Below are 14,289 nucleotides of genomic sequence, written 5' to 3'. Positions count from 1 at the left end.
ATTCATCAGGGATGTCCCTGATGAACCCCTATGCAGAACCCCGGGCTCGTACGTAGAATCGCTACTCGTGCGACCCGACAGCGTACGCGGCCATCTCGACGGCCTGATCCTCGCCGTGCTCGAGACGGGACCGCTGCACGGCTACGCGATCATCGAGGCCCTGCAGGCCCGCAGCGGCGGCGCGCTCGACCTGCCGACCGGCACCGTCTACCCGGCTCTGCGCCGGCTGGAGCGGGCCGGGAACCTCGCCGGGTCGTGGAGCACCGTGGGCGGCCGGGAGCGCCGGACCTACAAGCTCACCCGCGCCGGCCGGCACGCCCTGGCCGCGCAGCGGGGCGAGTGGAAGGAGTTCCGCGACGTCGTGAACCGCGTGCTCGGAGGTGAGCCGTGGCCGGCCACCGGATGACCGCGCCGGTCGTGGACCCGATCGACGCGCACCTCGGCGCGCTGGGTGCCGCGCTGCACGGGCCCGGTCGGCTCCGCGCGAGCCTGCTGGCGGAGGCTCGTGACGGGTTGGAGGACGCAGCCGAGTCGCTGTCGGACAACGGTGTCCCGCGCGCCGAGGCCCGGCGCCGGGCGGTCGCGGAGTTCGGGGAGGTCGCCGAGCTCGCGCCGGGGTACCAGCATGAGCTCGCCGCCGCGCAGGGCAGGCGGACCGCGACCCTGATCGCCGTCACGTTCCCGGCCCTGGTGCTCGGCTGGGCGCTGTTCTGGACCGGTACGCCGTCGCCGCCGGAGCAGACGTGGGCGTCGACGCTGCTGTTCCACGTCGAGCCCGGCGCGAGCCTGGTCGCGGCCGCACTCGCGATCGGCACCCTCGCCGCGCTGCGGCGGGCGCGGCCGATCCGGGCGCTGGGCCTCATCACGCTGGTCGGGACGATCACGCCGCTGGTCTGTGTCGCCGCCGGGCTGGGCATGGCAGTGCTGAACCCGGCGCACTCCGGCAGTCACCTGCCCGGCTACCTCGCGACGTCGGTCGTGCTGGTGGCGCTGGTCTCCTCGCTCACCCGGGCCCACCGCGTCCTGGTGCGGACCCGGCGGGTCGGCTGACCCCTCGTGAGTGGCGATGGTCGCCATGGCGACCATCGCCGCGCACGGGTCAGGCCTGCCCGGCGGCCTCCGTCTTCTCGGCCGCGTACTTGTCGGCCCACGCCTGGATCGCGGCGCCGTTCTTGGCGTCGAGCTCGCCGTGGCGGCTGCGCGCCCACTCCTCGGCCGCGAGCAGCCGGCGCTGCGACGGCTGGAACGCCGGCATGACGTGGCGGGCGAACAGCTCGTAGTGCCGCTGCGTCGCCTCCCAGTTCGCCCAGTCGTGCTGCATCATCATGTAGCAGCCGAACCCGCCGTCGGACTGGTCCATCAGGCGCTGGATCTGGGTGATCGCCTCGTCGGGGGTGCCGATCACGCCCAGCCCGGTCTCGTTGATCCAGGCCACCCGCTCCTCGAAGGTGTCGCCCTCGGCGCGGAACGTCGGCAGCGCGAGCGTGCGCTGGGTGTACTCGCAGAACTTGTCGAAGCCGTAGCGGACGTCCTCGATCGCCTGCTCCTTGGTCTCCGCGATGTGCATCGGCCCGACGAGCCGCCACCGGGACCGGTCGGTCGTGCGGCCGTGCTTGGCCGCCTCCGCCTCGACGACGTTCCAGTGGTGGGCGAGTACGTCGAAGCCCTCGCGCGTCGTCGCCCCGATCGAGAGCAGGCTCAGGCCGTGCGTCCCGGCGAGGATCGGGCCGGCGGGCGAGGCCGTCGCGGCCACCGCGATCTCGAAGCACGGGTCGGAGTACGGGGCGAGCTGCGTGCGTGCCTCGACGACCTGGTACCGGTCGGTGCGGTGGGTGACGCGCTCGTCGGTGCGCAGCAGCCGGAGCAGGACGTCGAGGTCCTCCCCCAGCGCGGGGCGCAGCTGCGCCGGCTCGAGCCCGACCATGGCCGCGTCGGTCGGCAGGGACCCGGGGCCGACCCCGAGCATCAGGCGGCCACGCAGCAGGTGGTCGACCAGGATCGCGCGGTCGGCGATCCACAGTGGATGGTGGTAGGGCAGCGAGACGACGCCCGTCCCCAGCTTGATGTGCCGGGTCAGGGCGCCGACGTGGGCGATGAACGTCAGCGGGTCGGCGATGATCTCCGTGCCCGCGCTGTGGTGCTCGCCGATCCACGCCTCGTCGTAGCCGAGCCGGTCGAGCAGCTGGATGGTCTCGACGTCGCGCTGCAGCGACGTCGTCGCGTTCTGCGTCGGCGGGCTGTTGAACGGGGGCATGAAGATCCCGAACCGCAGCTTGTTGACGACGGGCGTCGCGGGCATGGCTCTCCTGTCTCGCGGGGTCAGGTGGATCAGACGGGACGGTGCGCGCCGCGGGTCGGCGCGGCCGTCAGGTGGTAGCGGCGGATCTTGGCGTAGAGGGTTCCTCGGGAGATACCGAGCCGGGCCGCGGCCGCGGCCTTGTTGCCGCCGCACTCGGCGAGCACACCCGCGACGACCTCGGCCTCCGCGTGCTCGAGCGGTCCGAGACCGGCGCGCGGGTCGCGCCCGCCGGCGGGCGCGACGGCCGCCGGGTCGGGGCGCAGCGTCAGGACGACGCCGTCGGCCGTCGTCCCCGCGGTGACCGGCCAGATCTGGGCACGCAGCCCGTCGGCCACGTCGATCTCGCCGCCGGGCCCGGCCTCGACGACGACGGGCCACAGCTCGGCGTGGTCCAGGCCCACTCCCCCGGCGCTGTCCGTCGCCAGCAGCATCGCCCCGTCCACGGCGACGACCGGCGCCGTCGTACGGGACCTGGCGGTGAGGAACGCCTCGAGCAGCCGGCGTTCGGATGCTCCGGCGTCGGACTTCAGCGCGTCCGAGACCCCCTGCACCATCGCCGAGGCGGCGAGGGTGAGGAACCGGCTGGCGTCGGCGGCGCGGCAGGTGATGTTCACGGCGCCGAGGACCTTGCGCGTCACCGGGTGGACGACGGGCGCGGCGACGCACGCCCAGCGGTGGAACGCCTCGACCCAGTGGTCGGCGCCGAGCACGACGGCGGCGCCGCCGCTCTCGAGCGCGGTGCCGATGCCGTTCGTGCCGATGGCCTCCTCGGCGAACATCCCGCCGCGGACGACGCCGACGTCGTCGAGCTCGCCGGCGATCCCCCGGTCCGACACCCAGCGCCAGACGACGGTGCCGCGCGGGTCGGCCAGCGCGAGGCAGCTCGACGCGCCCGCGAACTGGTCGGCGAGGCTCAGCATCACCGGGGCGGCGACGCGCACGAACGGCGTGTCGGCGTCGACGGTGACCTGCGGGATGTCGGTGTGGGCGGGATCGACCCCGCTCCACCGCGAGCGCCGCCAGGAGTCGAGCAGCCCCGATTCGACGTCACCGGGATCGTCGCCGGACTGGAACGCCTCCCACGCGTGCCGCCGATCCATCGCACCCCCGCCCGGCGGTCCGGTACCGGTCGTCGGTGACCGGGGACTCCCGTCCCGCCTCCTCGTCGAGTATGCAAGGTCACACGCGCGGCGACCTGTTCAATTCCTGCACGCCGGGGCCGGTTCACGGGTCGGCTGACGGGAACTGTCAGGTGATTGCACGCAGGATGTCCGGATGACGACAGCTGATCGACCACTCGCCGGCCGCATCGCCCTCGTCGCCGGGGCGACCCGGGGCGCGGGCCGCGGGATCGCCGTCGAGCTCGGCGCCGCCGGGGCGACCGTCTACGTCACGGGGCGCAGCCGCCGCGGCGCGCCGTCGGAGTACGGACGGGCCGAGACGATCGAGGACACCGCCGACCTCGTGACGGCCGCGGGCGGCACCGGCATCGCCGTCCCCACCGACCATCTCGTGCCGGAGCAGGTCAGGGCGCTGGTCGAGCGCATCGACGCCGAACAGGGCCGGCTCGACGTGCTGGTCAACGACATCTTCGGCGGCGACCCGCTCACCGCGTGGCACGCACCGGTGTGGACGCACTCGCTCGACGACGGCCTGCACCTGCTGCACCTCGCGGTCGACACGCACATCATCACCGCGCACTTCGCGCTCGCGCTGATGGTGCGCCACCCGGGCGGGCTCGTCGTGGAGGTCACCGACGGCACGGACGAGTACAACGCCGACAACTACCGGCTGACGGTCTACTACGACCTCGCCAAGGTCGCGCCGATCCGGCTGGCCCGCAGCTGGGCGCACGAGCTGCGCGACCACGGCGGCACCGCCGTCGCGATCACGCCGGGCTGGCTGCGGTCGGAGACCATGCTCGACCACTTCGGCGTCACCGAGGACGACTGGCGCGCGGCGTGCGAGACCGAGCCGCACTTCGCGATCTCGGAGACGCCGAGGTTCGTGGGCAGGGCCGTCGCCGCGCTGGCGGCCGACCCCGACCGGCGGCGGTGGAACGGCCGGTCGCTGTCCTCGGGCGGGCTGGCGAAGGAGTACGGGTTCACCGACCTGGACGGATCGGCGCCCGACGCGTGGCGCTACGTCGTCGAGGTGCAGGACGCCGGCCGTCCCGCCGACGTGACCGGCTATCGCTGAACCGGACCGCCCGCACCGAGCCCGGCGCCGTTGCGCGGCCGGCCGTCGGCAGGACGGTCGGCCCGCTCCGGCGAGTCGGGCGCACCGCAGATCCGGGCGTAGCGCTGCAGGAAGACGTGCAGCGCCGCGTCGACCCGGCGCAGCCCGCGGGCCTGCGCGTCGAGGCACGCCTCGCCCTCGGGGGTGACGTGGTAGGTGCGGCGTGCGGGACCGGCACCGGAGGACTCCCACTCCGACCGGACGAGCCCCTGCCGCTCCAGCCCCCGCAACGCGCGGTAGACCCCGCCCGCGTCGCCGTCGCCGTCGTGCATCGGTCGAAGCCGCGCGGCCAGCTCGTAGCCGTGGTCGGCCTGCTCGCGCAGCAGGAGCAGCAGACACGGCTGAAGGAAGTTGCGCGGTTCGAGCTCGGCCAACGGTGGCCCCCTGGATCGGCGGTGGTGGACGCCTGCCGGGGCCGATGATTGCATCAGGTGAGACGCCTCACAACCGCAGGTGATGAGGCGTCCCGGCGGAGCCGCGGCGCGGGGCGGACGGGCGTCCGCCCCGCGCCGTCCCGTGATCAGAAGCCGTTCTGCGACAGCCAGTTCTTCGCGACGGTCGCCAGCGACGGCTTGGCGTCCGACGAGGCCTCGGCGTTGAGCTGGGTGAGGCCCTCGGTGGTCAGCTTGGCCGAGATCTGGTTGAGGACGTCGGCGGTGGTGCCGGTGCCCTTGGCCTTGTTGATCAGCGGGACGACGTTCTGCGCGGCGAAGTTGTCCTTCGGGTCGGTCAGCACGACGAAGCCGTTCGTCGGGATCGACGCGTCGGTGGTGAAGATGTCGGCGGCCTGGATGTCGCCGTTCTTCAGGGCCGCGACCGTGAGCGGGCCGCCGGCGTCGAGCGCCTTGTACTCCTTGAACGTGCAGTTGTAGGTCTTCTGGATGCCCGGGATGCCGTCGGGACGGGTCTGGAACTCCGGCGGGCCGCCGAAGGTCAGCTGGCCGCAGTTCGGTGCGAGGTCGGCGATCGACGTCGCGTTGTACTTCGTGGCCGTGTCCTTGGTGACGACGACCGCGTCCTTGTCCTCGGCCGCGGCCTTGTCGAGGACGGTCAGGTTGTCGGGCAGCGCGGCCTTCAGCGCCGTGTACACGGCGTCGGGCTCGGTCTCGGTGGCGTTCTTGTTGAGGTACTGCAGCAGCGTCCCCGTGTACTCGGGGATGAGGTCGATCGAGCCTTCCTTGATCGCCGGGAAGTAGGTCTCGCGGCTGCCGATCGGCGGCCGCAGGTCGACCTTCACACCCTTGGCCTGCAGGGCCTGGGCGTAGATGTTGGCGATGATCTGGCTCTCGACGAAGTTCGCCGACCCGATGACGACGGTGTCGGCGGAGCCGGAGCTCCCCGAGCCGCCGTTCTGCAGCGGGTCACTGCCCCCGCCGCACGCGGCGAGCGCCAGTGCTGCGGTCGCGACCAGCGCGAACCGTGCGATCAGCGAGCGTCTCATTGTTGGTCCTCCGTGCGGGTTTCTGTGCGGGGCTCACGCCGCCCGGGCGGCGTTGTCGGTGGGCCGGGTGGCGAGTGCGCGCACCCGGCGGCCCGTGCCGGCGGTCTGCAGGCCGGGCGAGACGAGCAGCTTCTGCAGGCCCGCGAGCGCCAGGTCGGCGACGACGGCCAGCAGCGCGACGAGGATGGAGCCGGCGATCATCTGCGGGAAGTCGCGGGTGGACAGGCCGTCGATGATGTAGCGGCCCAGTCCGTCGAGACCCACGTACGCTGCGATCGTCGCGGTCGAGATGACCTGCAGCACCGAGCTGCGGACCCCGCCGATGATCAGCGGCAGTGCGTTGGGCAGCTCGACGCCGAACAGCACGCCGCGCCCGCGCATGCCCATCCCGCGGGCCGCGTCGACCACCGCGGCGTCGACATTGCGCACCCCGGCGTAGGTGCCCGCGAGCACGGGCGGGATCGCGAGCAGCACCAGCGCGACGAGCGGGCCGATGATGCCCAGCCCGGTCCACTGCACGAGCAGGACGAGCACGCCCAGCGTCGGGAGGGCCCGCAGCCCGTTGGCCGACCCGACGACGAGGAAGCCGCCCTTGCCGGTGTGCCCGATCCACGCGCCGAGGGGGACGGCGATCGCGATCGCGATGATCATGACCAGCGCGGTGTAGCCCAGGTGCTCGACGAGCCGCTGCGGGATCGAACCCGGTCCCGACCAGTGCGCGGGATCGACGAGCCAGCCGAGGAAGTTCACGCCGTCGCTCCCTGACGGGTGGCCCGCGCCGCGCGGTCCCAGGGTGTGAGCAGCCGGCCGACGAGCAGCAGCAGCCCGTCGACCACCAGCGCCAACGCCACGACCAGCACGATCCCGGCGACGACCTCGGCGGTGATGTCGCGCTGGAAACCGTCGGTGAACATCTGGCCGAGCCCGCCGAAGCCGATGACCGAGCCGACCGTCACCAGGCTGATCGACGACACCGCCGCCACCCGCACCCCCGCGAGGATCACCGGGACCGAGACGGGCAGCTCGACGGCGAGGAACCGGCGGACCGGCGCGTACCCCATCGCCGTGGCCGCGTCGACCAGCACGGGCGGCACCGCCTCCAGCGCGTCGGCGACCGTCCGCACCAGCAGCGCGAGGCTGTACACGGTCAGCGCCACGATCACGTTGACCGGGTCGAGGATGCCCGTGCCCAGCACCACGGGCAGGAACACGAACAACGCGAGCGACGGGATCGTGTAGAGCAGGCCCGCGAGGTTGACGACGACCGTGCGCCCGACGCCCGCGCGGTTGGCGAGCCAGCCGAGCGGGATCGCCAGCACCAGCCCGATCACGACGGGCACGAGCGAGAACACGATGTGGTCGGACAGCAGCCCCGCGATGAACCCGAGGTTCTGGGAGACCCAGTTCACGACGGCCCGCCTCAGGCCACGTTCTCGTCGCTGCGGGCGTCGGCCAGCGCACGCAGCACGTCGTCGGCGCCGATCGAGCCGAGGACCCGACCGTCGCCGTCGACGGCCACGCCGCGGCCCGCGGGCGACGAGAGCGCCGCGTCGAGCGCGGCGCGCAGGGAGCCGGAGCCCGCGTCGTACAACGAGCCACCGGGGACGAGCGCGGCCTCGTCGACCGGACCGCTGCCGCGGTCGACCCAGCCGAGCGGGCGATGCTCCCCGTCGACCACCAGCGCCCAGCCCTCCGACGGCAGCCGGTCGCCGAGCGCGACCGTCGGCAGGTCGCCGATGGGCAGCCCGGCAGAGGACAGGAAGCCCAGTCCGCGGTAGCCGCGGTCGCGCCCGACGAAGGAGTCGACGAAGTCGTCGGCCGGGCGGGACAGCAGCACGCCCGGCTCGTCGTACTGGGCGAGCCTGCCGCCGGTGCGGAACACCGCGACCTTGTCGCCCAGCTTGATCGCCTCGTCGATGTCGTGGGTGACGAACACGATGGTCTTGCCCAGCTCGGACTGCAGCCGCAGCAGCTCGTCCTGCAGCGTCTCGCGGACGATCGGGTCGACGGCGCTGAACGGCTCGTCCATCAGCAGCACGGGCGGATCGGCGGCGAGCGCCCTGGCGACGCCGACCCGTTGCTGCTGGCCGCCGGAGAGCTGCGCCGGGTACCGCTTGGCCATCTCGGGGGCGAGCCCGACGGTGTCCATCAGCTCCGCGGCGCGCTCGCGTGCCTGCTTCTTGTTCCACCCCAGCAGCAGCGGCACCGTCGCCACGTTGTCGAGGATCGTCCGGTGCGGGAACAACCCGGCCTGCTGGATGACGTAGCCGATGCCCCGGCGCAGCTCGGCCGCGTCGCGGGACATGATGTCGGTGCCCTCGACGGAGATCGAACCCGAGCTCGGCTCGATCATGCGGTTGATCATGCGCAGCGACGTGGTCTTGCCGCAGCCCGACGGCCCGACGAACACGGTGATGCGGCCGGAGTCGACGACGAGGTCGAGCGCGTCGACCGCGACGGTGCCGTCCGGGAAGCGTTTGGTCACGCCCCGGAACTCGATCATCCGGGTCCCCCCTCGTCGCCGACGGTCTCGGGCGGGCCGTCGCAGCTCCGCGAATCTAGCCCGCGGCACCGACGGTCGCGACCGATGTGATCGGACCGCGACCCGGCGCCTCCCTTCGGCAGGCGGGCCGGTGGGCCGGACCGATCAGGCGACGTCGGTCGACGGCGGCACCCGCAGCCGGCCCGACCGCAGCACCTCACGCATCTGCTCGACGGGCAGCGGGCGGGCGAACAGCCAGCCCTGGAAGGCGTCGACACCGATGCCGCGCAAGGCCTCGAACTGCGCGGCGGTCTCCACCCCCTCGGCGACCGTGCTCCGCCCCATGGCCCGCGCCATGTCCACCACCGCGCGCGCGACCGCGTGGTCGACGGGGTCCTCCGCGATGCCGGTGACGAACGCGCGGTCGACCTTGACCGTCTGGGCAGGGAGCTCCTTGAGCCGCGCGAGCGAGGAGTAGCCGGTGCCGAAGTCGTCGACGGCGAACCGGACGCCGCGCCCGACGAGATCGGCCATGGCCGCGAGCGCGTGCGGCGGCAGCGCGACGAGGCTCGTCTCGACGAGCTCGAGGATCAGCCGGGAGTGGTCGAGCCCGGTCGCCTGCAGCGTCCCGGTCACGAGCTCGGCGAACTCGGGGTCGCCGGGGAGCAGCCCCGCGAGGTTGACCGCGACCGCGATCTCGCCCTCCGACTGCCAGCCCGCGGCCTCGCGGGCGGCCGTGCGCAGCACCCAGAGATCGAGCTCGCGCATCAGCCCGCCGCGCTGGGCGACCGGGAGGAACTCACCGGGCGGGACCAGCCCACGGTCGGGGTGCGGCCACCGGATCAGCGCCTCGGCGCTGCGCACCCGGCCGTCGGCGGTGACCACGGGCTGGTACTCCAGCACGAGCCGGTCGTCGGCGATCGCCGCGCGCAGCTCGGCCTCGAGGCCCAGCTGGCTCGTCGCGGTGCGCACGACGACGTCGGTGGCGACACCGACCCCGCCGCGCGAGCGCTTCTTCGCCTCGTACATGGCGACCTCGGCGAACCGCAGCAGGTCCGCGGCACGCAGGTCCGGGTCGGGCGCGGGCGTCGCCAACCCGACCGACGCCGTGACCTCCACCGGGCGGCCGCCGACGGTGATCGACGTCCGCAGCAGGGCGGCGACGGTGTGCGCCAACGCCTCCGGCCCACCGGCCTCGGTGTGGTCGGAGCAGATCACGACGAACTCGTCGCCGGAGAGCCGGGCCGCGGTGCAGCCGAAGGGCAGCTCGCGCTGCAGCCTGCCCGCGAGCGTGACCAGCAGGTCGTCGCCGGCGTCGTGGCCGAGCGAGGAGTTGACGCGGGAGAAGTCGTCGAGGTCGCCGCAGACGAGCACCACGCCGTCGCGGCCGGGGCCGGCGAGCAGCCCGTCGACGAGGTGCAGCGCCGCGGCCCGGTTGGGCAGCCGGGTCAGCGCGTCGACGGTGCCCGCGCTGCGCAGCACCTCGGCCGCGCGGCGGCGGTCGGTCACGTCCTCGCAGACGACGAGGAACAGCGGGGCGCCGTCGTCGGCGCGGGTGACGGTGACCCCGACGCCGCACCAGACGCGGGTGCCGTCGCTGCGCAGCAACGGCAGCGCGTCGAGCCGGTAGCCGTTGTCGACGCCGGGCGGGACGCGGCGCAGCCAGTCGGGCAGGCCGTCGGGGCTCAGCGGCTCCGGCTCGGCCGAGAGGGCCGCCGCGGTGGTGCCGCGCAGGTCCTCCGGGACGGTGTCGAGGATCTCGCACACCGCAGGGTTGGCGTCGATCACCCGGCCGGTGGCGTCGAACAGCAGCACGCCGGTGGGCAGCAGCGCGACCAGGTCGGCGAACCGGGCACCCGCGGCCCGGTGCCGGTTCTCGGCGAGCCGCTGCGCGGACAGGTCCCGCACCGTGCCGACGAGCCGCACCGGCGTCCCGTCGTCGGCGCGCTCGACGCTCGCGCGGCAGCCGAGCAGCCGGTCGCCCGGCAGCTTGAGGTCGACGTGGTGGTCGCCGCCGCGCACCCCGTTGCGCAGGCCCTGGCACAGCAGCGCCACCTGCTCGCCCTCGATCGGGCCGTCCGGTCCGTCGGGGTCGATGCCGGCGCCGCGGTAGAGGTCCTGCAGCGACGCGCTGCGGCGCAACGTCGCCGACGCCAGCTCGTAGGTCCACGTGCCGACCCGGGCCATCCGCTCGAGCTCGGCGATGCGTCGCGCGTCGGACCCCGAGCCCAGCTCGACGAGCATCACGACCTGGAGGTCGGCGCCCACGTCCCAGCGGACGACCCGCACCCGGACGAGCGTCCCGTCGGCGCGGATCAGCCGGGCGTCGCCGTCGGGCCCGACGACCAGCCGGCGCAGGTGCAGCCCCTGCGGCCCGCTGTCGGCGTCGCCCGGTGACCGCCCGGCGAGCTGGGTGAACGCCGGGTTGGCCCGCACCACCCGGCCGGTCCGGTCGCACACCAGCGTCGGCGCGCCCGGCAGCGGGAGGGCGTCGGCGCCGCCCGGCAGCGGGCGGCCGAACGCGGTCTCCCGGACCCCCGGGCCCACCGGACGAACCGGCAGCTCGGGACCGGCGCCCGGCCGTGCCGGACCCGGCCGGTGCGGCGCGGGGTGACCGGTGTGGACGGTCTCCGGCCCGGTCCCGGGCGGCGCCAGCAGGCTGCCCCGGCGCGGGTCGGTCGCCGGGTCGGCGGCGGCCGGGGCCGGCGCGGCGACCGCGACGACGGCGTCGTCCGTTCCGTCCGCGCCGTCGTCCGGCGTACCGGGGGTCCGGTCGATGGCCCGGGCGAGCTGACCGGCGAAACGCGCGGCCTCCGGGTCGACGGGCCCGCCCGCGGCCTGCCTCGAGCGGCGCAGATCGGCCCGCGCGACGGCCTCGGTCGCGGGGGCGTCGACCCCCGCGCCGTCCCGCTCGCCGCGGGGACCACGTCCGAACTCGCTCACGGCTTCCCCCACCGAAGTGCGTCGACTCTGCACCGGGAACAACGAGTGACTGCTCCACTCGATGCGCGAATCTCACTCGGACGGACTACGCCGCCCCGAGTGAGGTACCGGGAGAACACGCACTGACGGTGATCGCCAGGGCCGACCGGTGGAAAACCCCCTGGTGAGGGACGTGAGTTGGTTCACTGTCCGTCGACAACCGGAAGTGAGCCCGGACCGTCAGCCCCGCTCCGCCGCCGTCGCGACGGCCGTGGCGACCGCCGTCGCCACCCGCGGGTCGAACGGGCTGGGCACGATCCGGTCGGCCGCGAGCTCGTCACGGGCGACGGCATGGATCGCGTCGGCCGCCGCCAGCTTCATCGCCTCGGTGATCCGGCGCGCGCCCGCGTCGAGGGCCCCCCGGAAGACACCCGGGAACGCGAGCACGTTGTTGATCTGGTTCGGGAAGTCGCTGCGGCCGGTCGCGACGATCGAGGCGTACCGCGCGGCGACGTCCGGGTGCACCTCGGGGTCCGGGTTGGACAGTGCGAAGACCATGCCGCCCGGGGACATCGCGGCCAGCAGGGACTCGTCGAGCAGCGCGCCCGACAGTCCGACGAACACGTCCGCGCCCGCCATCGCCTCGGCGATCCCGCCCGTGATCCCCCGCGGGTTGGTGATCGCCGCGAGCGCGGCCTTCTCGCCGCCGCGCGCCGCGTCGACGACACCGCGCGAGTCGAGCAGGACGATGTCGCGCACCCCCGCCGCCAGCAGGATCCGGGCGCACGCCACCCCCGCCGCGCCCGCGCCGGAGACGACGACGCGCAGCGATCCGAGGTCGCGGTCGGTGACCACGCACGCCCCGCGCAGCGCGGCGAGCAGCACGATCGCGGTGCCGTGCTGGTCGTCGTGCATGACCGGGCAGTCGAGCGCCTCGACCAGCCGTCGCTCGAGCTCGAAGCACCGCGGCGCCGCCACGTCCTCCAGGTTGACCGCGCCGAAGCTTGGGCGCAGCCGCACCAGCGTCTCGACGATCTCGTCGACGTCGGTGGTGTCGAGCACCAGCGGGATCGAGTCCAGCTCGGCGAACGTCTTGAACAGCGCCGACTTGCCCTCCATGACCGGCAGCGCCGCCCGCGGGCCGATGTCGCCCAGCCCCAGCACGGCGGTGCCGTCGCTCACGACGGCGACGAGGCGGTCGGCCCACGTGTGGGTGCGGGCGACGGCGGCGTCGGCCGCGATCGCGCGGCTGACCTCGGCGACGCCGGGGCTGTAGGCGATCGCCAGGTCGCGCTGGTCGCGCAGCGACGCGGTGAGGCCCGTGGCGAGCTTGCCGCCGCGGTGGGCGTCGAAGATCTCGTCGCGGGTGGGCGTGGACAGGGGCCGCTCGGGAGCGGTGGTCATGACGGGTCCTTCGTCCTCGGGGTGCGGATGATGTGCGCGCGATCGCAGGGATCGTCGACGCGTTCCGTGCACCGGAGGTCGCGGGTGTCGGCCCGTTCGCGGTGCCGGACGGCCCCGCCGCGCCGGTCACCGCGGATGTCGCGGTCACAGCCGTGCGGTCGGGCAGTCGGGTACGGCCGAGAATGCTACCCACGCCGGGCGGCGACCGGCACGGTCGGCTGCGTCACGCCGTCCGGAGGGTCAGGCCGTCACGGACGGGCCGATCGGGTGCGCGGCGAGGAAGTCGAGGACGACGGCCGTCGCCTCCGCCTCCTGCTCCTCGAAGTACCCGTGCCGGGCGCCCGGGATGCGGTGCACCCTCGCGTCCGGGATCCGCGAGGCGAGCAGGTCCGCGTTCTCGACGACGTTGAGCAGGTCGTCCGTGCCGTGCAGGCACAGCGTCGGCGCGGTGATCGACGGCAGACCGTCCCACGAGTCGTGGCCCTGGCTCGCGCGGTAGTGCTTCGCCGCGACGGCCGGCGGGGTGCCGACGCGCCAGTCGTGGCACACGTCGATCCGCAGCCGCCGGCGCGCCCACTCCGGGCTGTGCAGGAACTCGGTCAGGTCGCCGTTCGCCGCCAGCCGCTCGTCGACGTGCGCGGGCCGCGGGACGCCGTGTGCGTCGCCGGGCGTCGTCCCGCCGAGGACGAGCGCCCCGACCCGGTCCGGATGGTCGATCGCGACCCACTGCGCGACGCGCCCGCCCATCGAGAACCCGTAGACGTGCGCCCGGTCGATGCCGAGCGCGTCGAGGACGGCGACCGCGTCGGCGGCGAAGTCCCGCGTCGTCCAGCCGCCCTCCGGGGTCTCGCTCCCGCCGGTGCCGCGGTAGTCGAACGTGACGACGCGGTGCCGCGCCGCGAGCAGCCCGGGCACCCGGCCCCACATGAGCCTGCTGGAACCCTGGCCCTGCAACAGGATCAGCGGATCGCCCGATCCGGTCTCCTCGACGTCGAGAGCGGTCCCGTCGGCGGCGTGGGCGGTCGGCATGCACCCACCCTGTCACCCCGGGTCGGAGCCGGCCGCGGGAGGCGTGCGCCACACCCCGCTGCCACCGGAGGTCGTCGGCAGGACAGGATCGACCGATGACGACTCCGGAGAACCCCGCCCGCATCGGCAACGTCCTGCACCCCGTCCCCGACGTCGCCGCGGCCGTCGAGTTCTACGGCTCGGTCTTCGGCTTCGCGACGAAGTTCGTCGACGGCGGCCGCTACGCCGCGCTCGACGCCGGCGGCACGACGCTGGCGCTGGCCGCTCCGGAGGAGGACGTCACCGGCGGGGTCCCGGCGGCGTCGATCAAGGTCGCCGACGTCGCCGCCGCGCTCGCCGCGCTGGTCGAGGCGGGCGGCACCGTCGTGCGGGAGGCGGAGCAGGGCCCGCACGAGGTGCGCGCCGTGGCCCGGGACCCGTGGGGCAACACCGTCGTCGTCTACGGGCCGCGCCAGGACTCCCCTGGCTGACCGG

General features: G+C 74.2%; 14 protein-coding genes. 4 read left to right on the top strand and 10 right to left on the bottom strand.

What is annotated here, in order from left to right; all coding sequences use genetic code 11:
* Positions 1-67: 67 nt before the first annotated feature.
* Positions 68-406 carry a PadR family transcriptional regulator gene (locus PSD17_RS31010; protein WP_103380005.1) on the top strand — a complete coding sequence of 113 codons (339 nt, stop codon included), beginning with the start codon at positions 68-70 and terminating at the stop codon, positions 404-406.
* Positions 388-1,050: a permease prefix domain 1-containing protein gene (locus tag PSD17_RS31005; protein WP_339125948.1), complete on the top strand. Its 663-nt coding sequence runs from the start codon at positions 388-390 to the stop codon at positions 1,048-1,050. Before PSD17_RS31010 ends, PSD17_RS31005 begins: the two co-directional genes overlap by 19 nt.
* Before the next feature lie 49 nt (positions 1,051-1,099).
* On the opposite strand, the gene PSD17_RS31000 is transcribed toward PSD17_RS31005, so the two are convergent.
* Together PSD17_RS31000 and PSD17_RS30995 are read right to left on the bottom strand one after the other, a co-directional pair.
* A complete protein-coding gene (locus PSD17_RS31000; protein ID WP_013677169.1) occupies positions 1,100-2,299 on the bottom strand; it encodes an LLM class flavin-dependent oxidoreductase in 1,200 nt (399 codons plus the stop codon).
* Positions 2,300-2,328: 29 nt separating this feature from the next.
* Positions 2,329-3,399, bottom strand: coding sequence for a helix-turn-helix domain-containing protein (locus PSD17_RS30995; RefSeq protein ID WP_013677170.1), 1,071 nt, complete (start codon positions 3,397-3,399; stop codon positions 2,329-2,331).
* 175 nt (positions 3,400-3,574) lie between these two features.
* On the opposite strand from PSD17_RS30995, the gene PSD17_RS30990 reads away from it, so the two are divergent.
* Positions 3,575-4,498, top strand: a complete 924-nt coding sequence (locus tag PSD17_RS30990) for an SDR family oxidoreductase (protein ID WP_339125947.1) — start codon at positions 3,575-3,577, stop codon at positions 4,496-4,498.
* Here PSD17_RS30990 and PSD17_RS30985 read toward each other — a convergent pair.
* The 8 genes from PSD17_RS30985 to PSD17_RS30950 all read right to left on the bottom strand — a co-directional run bounded on the left by PSD17_RS30985 (position 4,489) and on the right by PSD17_RS30950 (position 13,815).
* A complete protein-coding gene (locus tag PSD17_RS30985) occupies positions 4,489-4,911 on the bottom strand; it encodes a PadR family transcriptional regulator (protein ID WP_234027998.1) in 423 nt (140 codons plus the stop codon). The genes PSD17_RS30990 and PSD17_RS30985 overlap by 10 nt on opposite strands.
* A 146-nt stretch (positions 4,912-5,057) precedes the next feature.
* Positions 5,058-5,978: an ABC transporter substrate-binding protein gene (locus PSD17_RS30980; protein ID WP_013677173.1), complete on the bottom strand. Its 921-nt coding sequence runs from the start codon at positions 5,976-5,978 to the stop codon at positions 5,058-5,060.
* Positions 5,979-6,011: 33 nt separating this feature from the next.
* Positions 6,012-6,728: an ABC transporter permease gene (locus PSD17_RS30975; RefSeq protein ID WP_013677174.1), complete on the bottom strand. Its 717-nt coding sequence runs from the start codon at positions 6,726-6,728 to the stop codon at positions 6,012-6,014.
* Entirely contained in the window at positions 6,725-7,387 is a 663-nt protein-coding gene (locus PSD17_RS30970) for an ABC transporter permease (protein ID WP_013677175.1), read from the bottom strand. The genes PSD17_RS30975 and PSD17_RS30970 overlap by 4 nt, the downstream gene beginning before the upstream one ends.
* Before the next feature lie 11 nt (positions 7,388-7,398).
* Positions 7,399-8,481 (bottom strand): ABC transporter ATP-binding protein, encoded by a 1,083-nt coding sequence (locus tag PSD17_RS30965; RefSeq protein WP_013677176.1) that lies wholly within the window; start codon positions 8,479-8,481, stop codon positions 7,399-7,401.
* A 144-nt stretch (positions 8,482-8,625) separates the two neighbouring features.
* Positions 8,626-11,403 carry a putative bifunctional diguanylate cyclase/phosphodiesterase gene (locus PSD17_RS30960; protein ID WP_339125946.1) on the bottom strand — a complete coding sequence of 926 codons (2,778 nt, stop codon included), beginning with the start codon at positions 11,401-11,403 and terminating at the stop codon, positions 8,626-8,628.
* Positions 11,404-11,622: 219 nt separating this feature from the next.
* Complete coding sequence (locus PSD17_RS30955) at positions 11,623-12,786, bottom strand: NAD(P)-dependent malic enzyme (RefSeq protein ID WP_339125945.1); 1,164 nt, start codon at positions 12,784-12,786, stop codon at positions 11,623-11,625.
* A 240-nt stretch (positions 12,787-13,026) separates the two neighbouring features.
* Positions 13,027-13,815 carry an alpha/beta fold hydrolase gene (locus tag PSD17_RS30950; RefSeq protein ID WP_013677179.1) on the bottom strand — a complete coding sequence of 263 codons (789 nt, stop codon included), beginning with the start codon at positions 13,813-13,815 and terminating at the stop codon, positions 13,027-13,029.
* A gap of 95 nt (positions 13,816-13,910) precedes the next feature.
* Between PSD17_RS30950 and PSD17_RS30945 the strand changes: the two genes are divergently transcribed.
* Positions 13,911-14,285 carry a VOC family protein gene (locus tag PSD17_RS30945; protein ID WP_013677180.1) on the top strand — a complete coding sequence of 125 codons (375 nt, stop codon included), beginning with the start codon at positions 13,911-13,913 and terminating at the stop codon, positions 14,283-14,285.
* Positions 14,286-14,289: the final 4 nt, after the last annotated feature.

Origin of the sequence: Pseudonocardia sp. D17, from assembly GCF_036984265.1 — a bacterium.
GTDB lineage: Bacteria > Actinomycetota > Actinomycetes > Mycobacteriales > Pseudonocardiaceae > Pseudonocardia > Pseudonocardia benzenivorans.
This window is presented reverse-complemented; position numbering and strand designations above follow the sequence as displayed.

Bases quoted from the DNA above. Each gene is read 5' to 3' on its own strand.
- PSD17_RS31000 (WP_013677169.1), bottom strand. From the start codon at position 2,299: ATGCCCGCGACGCCCGTCGTCAACAAGCTGCGGTTCGGGATCTTCATG.
- PSD17_RS30995 (WP_013677170.1), bottom strand. From the start codon at position 3,399: ATGGATCGGCGGCACGCGTGGGAGGCGTTCCAGTCCGGCGACGATCCC.
- PSD17_RS30990 (WP_339125947.1), top strand. From the start codon at position 3,575: ATGACGACAGCTGATCGACCACTCGCCGGCCGCATCGCCCTCGTCGCC.
- PSD17_RS30980 (WP_013677173.1), bottom strand. From the start codon at position 5,978: ATGAGACGCTCGCTGATCGCACGGTTCGCGCTGGTCGCGACCGCAGCA.
- PSD17_RS30965 (WP_013677176.1), bottom strand. From the start codon at position 8,481: ATGATCGAGTTCCGGGGCGTGACCAAACGCTTCCCGGACGGCACCGTC.
- PSD17_RS30955 (WP_339125945.1), bottom strand. From the start codon at position 12,786: ATGACCACCGCTCCCGAGCGGCCCCTGTCCACGCCCACCCGCGACGAG.
- PSD17_RS30950 (WP_013677179.1), bottom strand. From the start codon at position 13,815: ATGCCGACCGCCCACGCCGCCGACGGGACCGCTCTCGACGTCGAGGAG.
- PSD17_RS30945 (WP_013677180.1), top strand. From the start codon at position 13,911: ATGACGACTCCGGAGAACCCCGCCCGCATCGGCAACGTCCTGCACCCC.